The sequence below is a fragment of the Nonomuraea sp. KM90 genome, assembly GCF_052246675.1.
Lineage (GTDB): Bacteria > Actinomycetota > Actinomycetes > Streptosporangiales > Streptosporangiaceae > Nonomuraea.
This window is the reverse complement of the sequence record NZ_JBQQCB010000018.1, coordinates 1-12,866: the sequence shown is the minus strand read 5'-3', so window position 1 is coordinate 12,866 and position 12,866 is coordinate 1. Positions and strand designations below refer to the sequence as shown.

14 protein-coding genes are annotated in these 12,866 nt (G+C 71.0%); 10 read left to right on the top strand and 4 right to left on the bottom strand.

The features are described 5' to 3' along the window. Window positions 1-5 precede the first annotated feature (5 nt). Window positions 6-878, top strand: a complete 873-nt coding sequence (locus ACTWPW_RS20785; protein ID WP_375111988.1) for a metal ABC transporter permease — start codon at window positions 6-8, stop codon at window positions 876-878. Further along, window positions 875-1,264: a Fur family transcriptional regulator gene (locus ACTWPW_RS20780; protein WP_375111881.1), complete on the top strand. Its 390-nt coding sequence runs from the start codon at window positions 875-877 to the stop codon at window positions 1,262-1,264. The genes ACTWPW_RS20785 and ACTWPW_RS20780 overlap by 4 nt, the downstream gene beginning before the upstream one ends. 142 nt (window positions 1,265-1,406) lie before the next feature. Here the strand turns inward: ACTWPW_RS20780 and ACTWPW_RS20775 are convergent, their stop codons facing one another. Then, window positions 1,407-2,315 (bottom strand): DMT family transporter, encoded by a 909-nt coding sequence (locus tag ACTWPW_RS20775; protein ID WP_443169711.1) that lies wholly within the window; start codon window positions 2,313-2,315, stop codon window positions 1,407-1,409. A gap of 113 nt (window positions 2,316-2,428) precedes the next feature. Here ACTWPW_RS20775 and ACTWPW_RS20770 point away from each other — a divergent pair, with 113 nt between their 5' ends. The 3 genes from ACTWPW_RS20770 (at window position 2,429) to ACTWPW_RS20760 (ending at window position 4,747) form a co-directional block, all read left to right on the top strand. Beyond that, entirely contained in the window at window positions 2,429-2,956 is a 528-nt protein-coding gene (locus ACTWPW_RS20770; protein WP_375111989.1) for a CGNR zinc finger domain-containing protein, read from the top strand. A gap of 139 nt (window positions 2,957-3,095) precedes the next feature. Further along, complete coding sequence (locus ACTWPW_RS20765; protein ID WP_443169645.1) at window positions 3,096-4,217, top strand: helix-turn-helix domain-containing protein; 1,122 nt, start codon at window positions 3,096-3,098, stop codon at window positions 4,215-4,217. Further along, entirely contained in the window at window positions 4,214-4,747 is a 534-nt protein-coding gene (locus ACTWPW_RS20760; protein WP_443169644.1) for a hypothetical protein, read from the top strand. The genes ACTWPW_RS20765 and ACTWPW_RS20760 overlap by 4 nt, the downstream gene beginning before the upstream one ends. A 315-nt stretch (window positions 4,748-5,062) precedes the next feature. Here the strand turns inward: ACTWPW_RS20760 and ACTWPW_RS20755 are convergent, their stop codons facing one another. Then, complete coding sequence (locus ACTWPW_RS20755) at window positions 5,063-6,667, bottom strand: ABC transporter permease (RefSeq protein WP_443169643.1); 1,605 nt, start codon at window positions 6,665-6,667, stop codon at window positions 5,063-5,065. A 457-nt stretch (window positions 6,668-7,124) separates the two neighbouring features. Between ACTWPW_RS20755 and ACTWPW_RS20750 the strand changes: the two genes are divergently transcribed. Continuing rightward, window positions 7,125-7,478 (top strand): helix-turn-helix domain-containing protein, encoded by a 354-nt coding sequence (locus tag ACTWPW_RS20750; RefSeq protein WP_443169710.1) that lies wholly within the window; start codon window positions 7,125-7,127, stop codon window positions 7,476-7,478. Here the strand turns inward: ACTWPW_RS20750 and ACTWPW_RS20745 are convergent. Further along, the gene (locus ACTWPW_RS20745; protein ID WP_364123567.1) at window positions 7,475-8,248 is read right to left on the bottom strand and encodes an isoprenyl transferase; all 774 of its coding nucleotides are present in this window, start codon (window positions 8,246-8,248) and stop codon (window positions 7,475-7,477) included. The two genes, ACTWPW_RS20750 and ACTWPW_RS20745, sit on opposite strands and share 4 nt — an antisense overlap. After that, complete coding sequence (gene recO, locus ACTWPW_RS20740) at window positions 8,245-8,979, bottom strand: DNA repair protein RecO (RefSeq protein ID WP_375111889.1); 735 nt, start codon at window positions 8,977-8,979, stop codon at window positions 8,245-8,247. The genes ACTWPW_RS20745 and recO overlap by 4 nt, the downstream gene beginning before the upstream one ends. Window positions 8,980-9,129: 150 nt before the next feature. Here recO and ACTWPW_RS20735 point away from each other — a divergent pair, with 150 nt between their 5' ends. The 4 genes from ACTWPW_RS20735 to ACTWPW_RS20720 form a co-directional block, all read left to right on the top strand. Beyond that, complete coding sequence (locus ACTWPW_RS20735) at window positions 9,130-10,665, top strand: CDP-alcohol phosphatidyltransferase family protein (protein WP_443169642.1); 1,536 nt, start codon at window positions 9,130-9,132, stop codon at window positions 10,663-10,665. Then, window positions 10,662-11,381 (top strand): DUF5941 domain-containing protein, encoded by a 720-nt coding sequence (locus ACTWPW_RS20730; RefSeq protein ID WP_375111891.1) that lies wholly within the window; start codon window positions 10,662-10,664, stop codon window positions 11,379-11,381. Before ACTWPW_RS20735 ends, ACTWPW_RS20730 begins: the two co-directional genes overlap by 4 nt. 121 nt (window positions 11,382-11,502) lie before the next feature. Then, a complete protein-coding gene (locus ACTWPW_RS20725; RefSeq protein WP_443169641.1) occupies window positions 11,503-12,024 on the top strand; it encodes a hypothetical protein in 522 nt (173 codons plus the stop codon). Between the two features lie 58 nt (window positions 12,025-12,082). Continuing rightward, window positions 12,083-12,866, top strand: a 784-nt coding sequence (locus ACTWPW_RS20720) for a hypothetical protein (protein ID WP_443169640.1), incomplete at its 3' end; no start/stop codon positions are given.

Here is a 12,866-nt window from a genome sequence, read left to right as displayed (position 1 = left end):
AGGTGATCTTCGAACTTCTGCAGGAAGAGCTCTTCCAGCTCGCGCTGATCGCGGCGCTGCTGGTGGGCCTGTGCGCGCCCGCGGTCGGCACGTTCATCGTGCAGCGCCGGCTGGCGCTCCTGGGCGACGGCATCGGGCACGTGGCGCTGACCGGCGTGGCCCTGGGCTTCCTGACCGGCACCACGCCCGTGCTGACCGCCGTCCTCGTGTCCATCGCCGGCGCGGTGGCCATCGAGCTGGTCAGGGCACGCGGGCGCACCAGCGGCGACGTGGCCCTGGCGCTGCTGTTCTACGGGGGGATCGCGGGCGGCGTCATGCTCATGGGCATCGCGCCCGGCGGGAGCAACGCCAAGCTGAACTCCTACCTGTTCGGCGCCATCGCCAGCGTCACGCCCCAGGACATCTGGGTCATCGCCGCGCTGGCCGTCCTCGTGATCGCGGTCGTCGTGATCTTCGGCAGGGAGCTGTTCGTGCTCTGCCAGGACGAGGAGATGGCCAGGGCCAGCGGCCTGCCGGTGCGCTTCCTGAGCCTGCTCATCGCCGTCACGGCGGCGCTCACCGTGGTCATCGCCATGCGGGTGGTGGGCCTGCTGCTGGTCAGCGCGCTGATGGTGATCCCGGTGGCCACCAGCCAGCAGCTCACGCGCGGGTTCCGTACCACGATGGGGCTGGCCATGCTGTTCGGCGTGCTCGCCTCCGTGGGCGGGCTGCTCGCCTCCACGTACTCCGCCAAGGTCCCGCCGGGGGCCGCGATCGTGCTTCTTGCGCTCGCCGGCTTCGTCCTGGCGCTCGGTGTCGGTAAATTCGTACGGCGAGGCCGTACCCAGGAGTCGACAATGAGCGAGCGACCAACGCTGCGCGTCGAGGAGGTCGCATGACGACAAGGCGCGATGCCGTGCACGACACCCTGCGCAGGAGCGAGGGTTTCCGCAGCGCGCAGGACGTCTATGCCGAGATGCGCCTGCACGGGGCGAAGATCGGTCTGACGACCGTCTACCGCGCGTTGCAGGCGCTGGCCGACGGGGGCCAGGTCGACGTCCTGCGCACCGACGACGGCGAGTCCGTCTACCGGGCGTGCGCGACCGACACCCACCACCACCACCTGGTGTGCCGCCGCTGCGGCCGCACCGTGGAGGTGGCCGGCCCGGCCGTCGAGCGGTGGGCCGAGATGGTGGGCAGCGAGCACGGCTTCACCGAGATCACCCACACGGTCGAGGTCTTCGGCACCTGCTCATCCTGCTCGACCTCGGCCAAGACCGGCTGAGACCGGCCAAGGGCCGCCCAGCGGGCACGCCGGGGACGGGGAGGGCGCCTCACATCGCTCGCAGACCGAGGCGACCTGTGGACGGCGGGGCCGCCCGCCCCCGCCCTCTCCCCCATCCAAACCCCACCGCCACCTCCACCTCCTACTGCCGCGGCCGCATGCCCTCCGAGGAGACCGCGGGGAGACCCGCCGGGGCGACGTCCACCGGAGGCTGGGCGCGCCGGGAACCGTACAGGACACCCAGCACGATCACCGCGCACCCGGCGAACTGCAACACCGACGGACGCTCCCCGAGCCCCAACGCGGAGATCGCCACCGTCGTCATGGGCTGGATCAGCAGCAGCAGCGCGGTGAGCGCGGCCGGCTGGCGCGGCAGCGTGAACGTGATCAACGACCACCCCAGCACCTGCGGCCCGAGCGCGAGCACCACCAGCCACCCGTGCTCCGGCCGGCTCGGTACGAAGTCCGCGCCCCCGAACAGCGGGCTGAGCAGCGCGATGGCCAGCGTGGCCACCACGGTCGCGTGCGCCAGCGGCCCCGCGGCCCGGTCGGACCCGCCCTTCATCAGCAGCAGGAACGCCGCGTAGGAGATGGACGTCGCCACCCCCGCCAGCACCCCCATCATGGGATCGCTGCCGTAGGCGGCGCTGTCGAACACTCCGGAGATCAGCACGACCCCGGCGAACACGACCGGCGTACTGATCATCAACCGGTTGGACGGCCGCTCCCTGAACAGCCCCCAGGCGGCGAACGCCACGATGAACACCTGCAGGTTGCCCAGCACGGTCGCCAGCCCGGCGCCGACGTAGTCGATGGCGTGGTGCCAGAACAGCAGGTCGAGGGCGAACACCACGCCCGCCGCCCAGGCCGTCAGAAGCCCCTTGCGCGGCAGCGGCCCGAGCCTGCGCCGCTCCAGCCAGGCGAGGAGCAGCATCGGCGGCACCGCGTACGCACAGCGGAACAACGCCGACGTCGCAGGCGATACATCTGAAAGCCTGACCAATGGAGCGGAGGTGGAGATGATGAGCGCACCGATGATCGCGATCAGCACGATACGGCGATGTGCGCTCACGGAAACCCCCCGACCCCCATGCAAGAGATACGCTGCGACCACGCTAGAACCCGGCCCGGACAGGAGTCAACATGCCGTTTGGCCATGACATGGTGCATTCATTGGCCACCGTTGTCGAGCTGGTCAACACCTCGCCGTCAACCGGCGGCGAAGAGGGCCTGCCGGGCCTGTCCGACTTGCAGGCTTTCGTGGAATCCCGCCAGGTCAGCGGCATCGGCACGCTCACGGCCCGCGACCTGGGGCAGGTGCGGATGGTGCGGGAGGCGTTCCACCGCGTCTTCACGGCCCCGGACCAGCCGACGGCCGTACGCACCTTGAACGCGCTGCTGGCGGAGACACGGATCACGCCCCGGCTGACGGAACACGACGGACACCCGCTGCATGTGCACTATTTCGCGACGGACGCGACGCTGGCGGAGCACCTGGCGGCGGACTGCGGGGTGGCCCTGGCCCACCTGCTGGTGGAGGGGGAGGCGGAGCGCCTGCGCACCTGCTCGGCCCCCGACTGCGACCGGGTGTTCGTGGACGAGTCCCGCAACCGCTCCCGGGTTTACTGCGACAGCCGTACGTGTGGGAACCGTATGCACGTAGCCGCCTACCGCGCCCGCCGCCGCGCCTGACCAGACCTCCACCCCGGGAGCCACAAGCAAGGACCAACGCCGGGGGCCGGCCGAACTCCTGGGACGACGCAAGCCCCGATTCGAACATGGTCACTAGTTCCGCCTTGCGATTTTCGCAAGTGGCTCGTAGGCTTTTCCCATGGCCGGGGACACAGCAGCACGAGTTCGTCATCTGATAGCGGAAAGCGGCCTCACCCAAGCGGAATTCGCCGTCAAGGCGGGCCTTGATGCCCCGAAGATGTCCAAGTCCCTGTCGGGCGTTCGAAGATTCACCTCACTGGACCTGGCCAGGATCGCCGACCTGTGTGGTGTGTCCGTCGACTGGTTGCTCGGCGTCGACCCGCTCACACCCTCAATGGCAGCACGAGCAGCCACCGTATCCCCCACTTCAGCGGACGCGGCCATCCGCGAAGCGGAACGCCTCGCACAGATGCGGACCGACCTGTCCTTTCTCGGATATCGGCAGGACGTGGCGCGCTTCGAGGTGCCCAGGGCCTCCACCTCATCCCTCCGTCAGGGCCGTGAGCTCGCCGCTCTCGCAACGGCGCATGCCGCCGAAAAGGGGATCGAGCTGTGGCGGTGCAAGGACCTGGCCGGTGCCGTGGAAGCCGCCTTCGGCGTGGATGTCCGGGTCCATCGCCTGGCCGACGGCTTCGACGGACTGTCGTGGTCCGACGAACACAGCTCGCTGATCGTGGTGGCGACCTCGGAGGTGCCCGCGCGTCAGAGGTTCACGATCGCGCATGAGCTCGGCCACCTCCTCGCCGGCGACGATCAAGGGCTCCACCTCGACGGGGACCTCCACGACGCCGACCACAGACGAAAGCCCTCCGAGAAACGCGCGAACGCCTTCGCCGCGGAGCTGCTCCTGCCGGCCGAGATGCTGCGCGAGAAGGCCGGGCACATCACCTGGGGGTTGGAGGAGTTCGCCAGGCTGGCGTGCGAGCTGTGGGTCTCGCCCAGCACGCTGGCGTGGCAACTGTTCAATCTCCAGCTGATCGACAAGGGCCAGTGCGAATCCTTCAGGGCTTTGACCGCCTGGGATGCGGCCTGGAAAGCGAATGCCGTCGAATCGCTCGGTGAGTGGATCCAGCACACCTCCCGGCCCCGAGTCCCCCTCCCGCTGGTGCGTACGACGTTCCAGGCGTACGCCGACGGAAAGGCGACGCTACGCCCGTTCGCGAACCTGATCGGCGTCGACACCGACACGATGCGGCAGGCCATCACCGGCATGAGAGAGGACCCCCCACTCGAGCCATGACCTGGTACTGGTTCCCCGACAACACGGTGCTGTGCAACTTCGCAGCGGTGGACAATCTCTCGCTCTTGCAGGAGATCCTGCGCGAGCGGGGTCGCTGGACGGAAGCGATCGCGTATGAGGCGACCCGGTCAGCCCGCTTCTACCCCGATCTCGGCAAGGTGGCGAGTGATGGCTGGCTCGGTGACCCCATCGAGATCGATGATCCGGTGGAGGCCGACATGGTCGAGCGGACCCGCCGCGCCGTATTCGGCGGCTCGAGACTCGAACCGCTGAAACATCTTGGAGAGGCTCAGACCTGCCACGTCATCCGCAACTGGGAGGCCTACGCCGGCTCCTACTGGATCAGCGATGACCGTGACGCGCTCGACTATGCGCGACGCATCGGGATCACGGCGCGCGACACGGCCGATCTGATCACCGAGGGCATCAACGACGGCTGCTGCACTCGCATCGAGGGCTACCAACTCCTCCAGCTCATGCGTGCGAGGGGACGAAAACTCCGCGTACCACCAAACCAAATGCATCTATGAGGGCCCGTGAGATGCGAGCCGCGAATCCACCCCTTTGCCATGGAATGAAGCGCCGCCCTCATCCGGCACATGTCCAGCCGTGACCCGTCTGATGGCCGACCACGTGCTCGACGACGACGAACGCCTTCTGGGAGTCCCCTCGGTTTCGTCCAGGTCGACACGGACGATCCGTTGCCGGGATGGCAGCCGGGCAATCCGGGCGCCATCCACATCGAGGCCGTGAAGCGGACTAGACCGCCCGTCTGATCGCCCCGCTCCCAGGCGGCCCGGCTGAAGGAGGGCATCCCGTCGCCTCCTCATCGGAACGGGTCCCGGCTAGCAGCCGAAGTCGCGGCGGCGCAGGGCCAGAAGGCCGCCGGAGGCGAGGAGTGCCGTGATCGCGACCAGTCCCGCCGTGGGCAGGAGCGCGAACGGTGGCTCGGTCATCGCGTTCCCGACGTAGTGGAACGGCTCCAGCGGGCTCCCGCCCCACAGCCCGTACAGGGGACCGGCTACCTGGCCCAGGAGGGCGGTCAGGGTCCACACGAGCCATGAGATCGCCACGCTCGCCCGCGGCAGCAGACCGTACGCGAGCACGCATACCGCCCCCACGCACCAGGCCGCGGGTACGGTGCTCAGCGCGCCCGCCAGGAAGCGCGGCAGGTCGGTGGTCAGGTCGCCGACGAGCAGCGAGTAGACGAGGCCGAAGGCGAGGCCGGCGACGGCCATCAGGGCCGCCGTCCCGAGGGCGGTCACGACCAGGTGGCCGGCCGCCCAGCGCAGGCGGGTCATCGGAGTGGCCTGCAGGGCCTCCGCCCGCCCCGAGCCCTCCTCCGAACGCAGCCGCAGCGTCATGAGCACCGGGTAGAGCGCGACGGCGTACGCGATGATCAGGATCAGGTACCACGAGTACCCGGCGAGCTGCGTCGCGCCCATCGGGACGCCGAGGAACCGCGTGATGTTGTCGACCACGATGCTGGGCCGGGACAGCAGGTCCCGCGTCAGCGGCCCCAGCGAGCCTCCCGCCACGGCGAACACCGCCACCCCCGCCGCCCACTTCGCCAGCAGCCCGCGATGCAGCCGCCAGGCCAGGCTGACCGGGCCGCGCAGCTCGGGTGCCGACTCCCGCCCCAGGCGCTCCGGCAGCAGGCCGGAGCCGAGGTCGCGGTGGTCGAGCAGCCGGTACGCGACCGCGTACAGGATCGCGGCGGCCAGTGCCGAGACCCCGAGCATCCACCACCGCTCGTCCTGGTACGGCTGCACCAGGTGGCTCCAGCCCACCGGCGACAGGTACTTCATCCACAGTTGCCCGCTCGCGTCCGCGGCGAAGCGCAGCATGTAGGCGGCGCCGAGCACGGTGAGGGCGATCGCGGTGGCCGTGCGGGCGCTGCGCGCGAGCTGGGCGGCGACCGCGGCGACACCACCGAACACCCAGCCGGCGACCGTGATGGCGGCGCCGTACGCGAGCGACCCGGTCGGCTCCAGGCCGATCCCGATCAGCACGGCGGCCGTCAGAGCACCGCCGGTCAGGCTGATCCCGCCCGCGACCAGCAGTGCCGCGGTCAGGGGAGCGGGACGGCCGGCCGTGCCCGACAGGACCAGCTCGCTCCGGCCGGCGTCCTCCTCCCTGCGGGTGTGCCGGATGACGGACATCAGCGCGGCGAAGGCGCTGGCCACGTAGAGGAAGCCGCCGCTGCGCCAGGTGGCGAGCACCTCGAGCCGCGGCTCGACGACGCCGCCGCCGAGCGCGTGCAGGAAGGGGCTGGCGTCGATGACCTCCAGGTAGGAGAGCTTCAGCTGGTACGTGCCCATGTTCGTGTTGATGTAGGAGACCATCACGAGGGCCAGGGCCACGATCAGCAGCAGCCACCAGGGCGCGATGGCCCGCTCTCGGCGCAGCGCCAGGCGGGCCAGGGTGGCAGTGCCCGGGAAGGCGCTCATCGGGCCTCCCGGCGGTCGAGCGGTACGTTTCTCACCGCGACCAGCTCCTATTCGTCGGTATAGCTGACTGTTCGTCAGAATAGGAGGCTATACCCGCGTATAGCGGCCGGGCAAGCGAGGGCCCGGCCGGACCTGTCCCCCGCCGGCAGCCGGTGACGGCCGGCGGTTCGCCGTCAGGGCTACGCCAGGCCCTCCTACGGTGGCACCTGCCAGGTGACGCCCTGGGAGGTGAGGTGGTCGAGGAAGTCGGCGGGGTCGAAAGCCTGGGCGGGGGTCCGGGGGCCCGGGGGTCCCCGCCGGTGCCCCATCGGTAACCTGGGCGGGGGGTCAGGGTCCCGGCCGGGGCCCCGTCGGTCACGAGGCGGCGTGCGCCCTCGACGGCGAGCAGAGAGCCGGCCCGGAGGCCTGGCCGGCGGCTGGGGCGCGGCGCTGCGCGGCCCGGCGGTCTCGGCGGGCGCTGCGGGCCATCCACCGGCACCCGGCTCACCCGTGGACGGTCCGGTCGCCGGCCGACCGCGCGGGGCTGTCGCCGGCCGACCGCGCTGGGCTGTCGCGGGCGGCGTTCGCGCAACGGTTCGCGGGCAAGGTGCGCTCGCCACCGCCCGGCGTAACGGAGTGGTGGCGCATGACGGCGGCGGCCCGGCTGCTTCGCGCGACACCGACCTGCCGTTGCGCTCGGTCCGCGGAGCGGACGGGGTACGCCGCCGAGTTCGCCTTCGCCAAGGCGTTCAGGCGGGAGGTCGGCACGGCCCCGGACGTTGTCGGAGCGGGGCCGACGGCGTCCGGGAAGCGGGCCGAACGACGGCGCTAGACCTGGTTGGGGACGGCTCCGCCGTAGCGCCTGTCGCGCTTGGCGTAGATCTCGCACGCCTCCCACAGGTCCCGGCGGTCGAAGTCGGGCCACAGCCGGTCGAGGAACACCATCTCGGCGTAGGCGGACTGCCACAGCAGGAAGTTCGAGAAGCGCTGCTCCCCCGACGAGCGCAGGAACAGGTCGACCGGCGGGATCTCCGGCTCGTCCAGGTAGCGGGCGAACACCTTCTCGTTGACCTTGGACGACTTGACCCGCCCGGCCGCGATGTCCGCCGCCAGCCGGACCGCCGCGTCGACGATCTCGGCCTGACCGCCGTAATTGACACAGAATTGCAACGTGAGTTTCCGGTTGGACACCGTCATCTCCTCGGCCGTCTGCAGCTCGGAGATGACGCTCTTCCACAGCCGCCCGGGCCGGCCCGCCCAGCGCACGCGCACGCCCATGGCGTTGAGCTCGTCACGCCGCCGCCGGATGACGTCGCGGTTGAACCCCATCAGGAAGCGCACCTCGTCAGGCGAGCGCTTCCAGTTCTCCGTCGAGAACGCGTACGCGCTCAGGTAGGGAACGCCGAGCTCGAGAGCGCCCTCGATGACGTCGAACAGCGAGGACTCACCCGCCTTGTGCCCCTCGGTGCGGGGCAGGCCGCGGGCCTTGGCCCAGCGGCCGTTGCCGTCCATGACGATGGCGACGTGCCGCGGCACCAGGTCGCGCGGGATCGGCGGCGGGGTCGCCCCGGACGGGTGCGGGGACGGGGGTCGTACGTTCACGCGGGCTCCCTTTCGACGTGTCGAAGAGAGCGTATTCCGTGTTCGAGGTGCCATTGCAGATAGGCGGCCACCAGGCCGCTGCACTCGCTGCGATGGCGTGACTCCGAGGCGTCAGCGGTGACCCAGTCGCCGCGCAGCAACGCCGTCATGAGCCCGATGGTCTCCCCCGCGGGCACGGCCGAGCCGGCCGGCTTGCACGCCCCGCACACCACGCCCCCGGCGACGATCGCGAACGCCCTGATCGCCGGGGCCTGGCACTTGGCGCACGCCTCCAGCGCGGGGGCGTAGCCGGCCACGGCCAGGGAGCGCAGGAAGTAGGCGTCCAGGACCAGCCGGGCCTCGTGACCCCGGTCGGCGAGCGTGCGCAGCCCGCCCACCAGCAGCAGGAACTGCCGCAGCGCCGGCTCCTTCTCCCCGTGCGTCAGCCGGTCGGCGGTCTCCAGCATCGCGCTGCCCGCGGTGTAGCGGGGATAGTCGGCGGCCAGCGCCTCCCCGTACGGTCTGATCGTCTCCGCCTGGGTGACGACGTCGAGCGTGCGGCCGGTGTGGAGCTGCACGTCGACGTGCGTGAACGGCTCCAGCCTGGCCCCGAAGCGGGAGGTCGTGCGGCGGACGCCCTTCGCCACCGCCCGGACCTTGCCGGTGCGCTTGGCCAGGATGGTGACGATGCGATCTGCCTCACCGAGCTTCTGGGTGCGCAGGACCACGCCTTCGTCACGGTAGAGACTCACTCGCACATCTTACGGCCGTCTCTATACCGACGGACGGGACGTTACGGGCATGCTCTGATGACGCGACTTTGCGTCACTCTCACTAGACTTTGACGTCTGTCCCCGCATTACCCGTTGTTCAACCCCCCGATACCGCCTCGAAAGGGAGTCATGACCCGCGTGGTCCTGCTGGGCGCCTCGCCCGGCCCCGACACCTCTCCGACCGGCCTGAGGCTGGCCGCGCTGCCCGGCAACCCCACCGTGGCCGAACGCCTACGCAGCCAGCTCACCTCGATGGATCCGCGTTTCGCCACGGTCCAGTCAGGCGATGTGGCAGCCGCTCTCCGCGCTCTGGCCGACGTCGCCGAGTCAGCAACGGAGAGCCTGTTCATCATCCCGGAGAACTCGGTCGTCCACGACGAGCTGATCTACCAGATCACCAAGTCCAAGCGCGGTGCGCTGGCGCTCGTCGCGAAAGAGCCACGGCCGGAGGTGACGGAGGAGCAGGAGGACAACGGCCAGGAGGATAACGGCGCCGAGGACCGGATCCCGATCGACGAGGCCGACCCCGAGATCGGCCAGAACCGCGTCGAGGGGCTGCCGGTGCGCGCCCGCGTCGGCAAGTCGCGCGTGGTGTCGGTGGGCACCGCGAGCCACGCCGTGACCCGGCCCAACGCGGTGCTGCTCGGCCCGCTCCACGTGAGCGCGCGCAACGCGCCGGTGCTGGCCCAGACCTGCCGCGAGCTGGCCGACATCGCCGACCGGTTCGGCACCGACGACGACCTGGTGCAGCTCATCGTGTTCGGCCTGGTGCGCAACGGCGTGTCGGTCGGCATCCGGGGCCGCCGCGACCTGTTCTACCGCCGGGTCACCACCCAGGAGGAGATCAACGAGGCCGGCGCCGAGATGGCCGGCATGGACGAGGACCGCGCCCGGCTCAACAACGCGGTCAAGGGCGCCGACGGCTTCTTCACCACGTTCTTCGTCTCCACCTACTCCCGCTTCATCGCCCGCTGGGCCGCCCGGCGTGGGCTGACGCCCAACCAGGTGACGCTGATCTCGATCGTCCTCGGCGTCGCCGCGGCCGCCTGCTTCGCCACCGGCGACCGCCCCTGGATGGTGCTGGGCGGCGTGCTGATCTACTTCGCCTTCGTCTTCGACTGCGTCGACGGGCAGGTCGCCCGCTACGCCCGCAAGTTCGGCGTGCTGGGGGCGTGGCTGGACGCCACGTTCGACCGGTTCAAGGAATATGTGGTCTTCGCCGGGCTGGCCGTCGGCTGGGTGGTCTCCGGCAACGGCGACGAGATCTGGATCCTGGCGCTGGCCGCGCTGGGCCTGCAGTCCGTTCGTCACCTGCTCGACTTCTCCTTCGGCATCTCCAACCGCCGCAAGCCCCCGTCCTCGCTGCCCACGACCCCGCTGGACGCCCCCGACGACCGGGAGCTGCGCCAGGCTCTCGTGCGCCGCAAGGTGGAGCGCAGCCAGGGCCTTCGCGGTGTGCTCAAGATGTGGACGAAGGCCGGAAAGTACCGCGCTGTCCACTGGGCGCGTAAGATGATCGTCTTCCCCATCGGCGAGCGCTTCGCGGCCATCGCGATCACCGCCGCCCTCTTCGACGCCCGGATCACCTTCCTCACCTTGGTGATCTGGGGCTCCGTCGCCGCCGCCTACACGCTCACCGGACGCCTCATGAGGTCGCTCGTATGATCACCCAACCGCAGGCCATGGCCACCCCCACGCCGGACCCCGACGAGGAACGCCGCCGCATCCAGACCGCCCGCCTCCTCGCCTACCGGGACGACGGCCCCCTCGCCCATGCCCTGGCCGGCAGGATCGGCGCCGGCGTGCCCCCCGTGCCCGCCACGCTCGTGGCCCTGCTCGCCGTGGTCGGAATCTCGGTCGCGGGGCTGCTGAAGCCGGGCCCCATCCTCCTCCTGCCCGTGGCGATCATGCTGCTGCTCGTGCTGCCCACGACGCCGCGCAACCACCTGGGCCGCTTCGACTGGCTCACCCCGCCGCTGCTGCGCGGCGCGGAGTTCTTCACGGTGATCGCGGTCGGTCTGGCGGCGGACGCGCCGAAGTGGCTGCTGTTCGTGCTGGTGTACGTCGTGGGTTACCACACCTACGACACCGTCTACCGGACGCGGCAGAGCATCTGGCCGCCCGCCTGGGTGTTCCACGCGGGCCTCGGGTGGGAGCTGCGGCTGCTGATCATCGGTGCCGGGGCGGCGTTCGGCGTGCTGACGCCGGTGCTGGCGGTGCTGACGGCGTACCTGTTCGTGCTGTTCGCGGTGGAGAGCGTGACGAGCTGGGTGCGCCTGGACAAGGCCTCCGCCCAGGCTGGCGCGGACGCCGAGCAGGACCTGGAGGCCTCCCCCGAGGACGCGCTCGAACAGGCCACCGGCGAGGCCGAGAAGGGGTAGCTCCCTCCCGCTCCCGGGTCATCGCGGCGCCGCACCTCCGTGCGGCGCCGTACGACTTCCTGGAGCTCCTGTTTTCGCAGATCAAGCGGGGTCCAAGTGATCTCCGGCATCGTTGCGAGCCATGTGGAACGATCGGGAGACCCCCGCGAACGATCAGTCCGGGCACCGGCGAGAGCCGGCCTACCGGCAGCCGTCCCCCACCCGTGCGGCACGGGAGCGCCGGCCGGTCCTGGCCGCGATCGGCCTCCTGGTCTTCCTCTCCGGGGTCATCGCCGCCGGCCTGATCATGGTGTACGCCGACAAGCGGACCGAGGTGGTCGGCGTCTCGCGGCTCGTCGAGGCTGGGCGGCCGATCCCCGTCACCGCCATGGAGCGGAGAGAGGTGCTCCCGCCGATCGGCGCGTTCGTCCCGTGGGCCGAGCGCGAGCGCCTCGGCGGGATGGTCACCACGGTCACCCTCCTCCCCGGCACGCTGCTCACCCGGGCCATGACCGCGTCGGCCGCGAGCCGGCGCGGTCCCGGCGGGGTCGCCGGGACCGCCGGTGGTCGGGCTGGACCGCGGGCCCGGCCGACTCCCGGACGGCCGGGGGCTCGTGCCCGACATCAGGTGACATCACCGCCATCGCGGGAACTGACCGCTTAGTCTGGGTGCAGGGTCACTCGGGCCGGGGTGCCGGTCCGGACGGAGCCAGGAGACGCGGATGGCGTTCTTGTCGCGGCTGTTCAGGCGGGACGACCCGCTGGCCGAGCGGGAGGAGGCGCATCGGCAGGGGATGCGGGACGCCCGCCGGCATCCCCTGGGCGAGTTCACGGATCCGCAGTTCCAGCCCGCGTACGTGACGGAGATCCGGGCGCGGGCGCGCGAGGAGATCACGGAGGTCGACCGGCGGCTGGCGGCCACGCGTACGGCACTGCTGGAGCGGGCGCTCGGGGAGCGGGAGGCCATCCTGCGGGAGCTGGGCAGGAGCGACACGCGGCCGGAGCCGCCCGCGTACGCGAACGGGCACACCGCCGCGACGGGCCCGGACGCCTCCGCGGACCCGTTCATCACGATCGCGGAGTCCAGGGCGCGGCGGGCGGAGGCGCGGCGGCGGGCGGTGGTCGAGGAGTCGAACGCCGGCGTGCAGCGGGCCAGGGCCCGCATCGAGCACCTCACCCAGGAGTGGGAGAGCGCGCTGATCGAGCGCGACCACGAGGTGGAGGCCGTGTACGCCCGGGCCGAGCGGCTCATCGCCGCGTACAAGAGCGGGGTGCTGCGCAACCATCCGCGCAAGGAGGAGATCCCGTCCCTGTGGAAGGGTGAGGTCACCGCGATGGACGCCACGTCGGGGTCGGCGGCGGCGGTCTCGGGGCGGGAGGAGATCGGGCGGATCCTGCGGGAGGTGGAGGCCCGGATCGAGGTGTGGCACGCCGAGGTCCTGCCCAGGGAGCTCCCTCCCGACCACCCCCGCCCCCAGCTCTCCCCATCCCCCGCACCCGACCCGT

Coding starts and splice junctions, on each gene's coding strand:
- ACTWPW_RS20780 (WP_375111881.1), top strand. CDS start 875: ATGACGACAAGGCGCGATGCCGTGCACGACACCCTGCGCAGGAGCGAG.
- ACTWPW_RS20765 (WP_443169645.1), top strand. CDS start 3,096: ATGGCCGGGGACACAGCAGCACGAGTTCGTCATCTGATAGCGGAAAGC.
- ACTWPW_RS20760 (WP_443169644.1), top strand. CDS start 4,214: ATGACCTGGTACTGGTTCCCCGACAACACGGTGCTGTGCAACTTCGCA.
- ACTWPW_RS20755 (WP_443169643.1), bottom strand. CDS start 6,667: ATGAGCGCCTTCCCGGGCACTGCCACCCTGGCCCGCCTGGCGCTGCGC.
- ACTWPW_RS20735 (WP_443169642.1), top strand. CDS start 9,130: ATGACCCGCGTGGTCCTGCTGGGCGCCTCGCCCGGCCCCGACACCTCT.
- ACTWPW_RS20730 (WP_375111891.1), top strand. CDS start 10,662: ATGATCACCCAACCGCAGGCCATGGCCACCCCCACGCCGGACCCCGAC.
- ACTWPW_RS20725 (WP_443169641.1), top strand. CDS start 11,503: ATGTGGAACGATCGGGAGACCCCCGCGAACGATCAGTCCGGGCACCGG.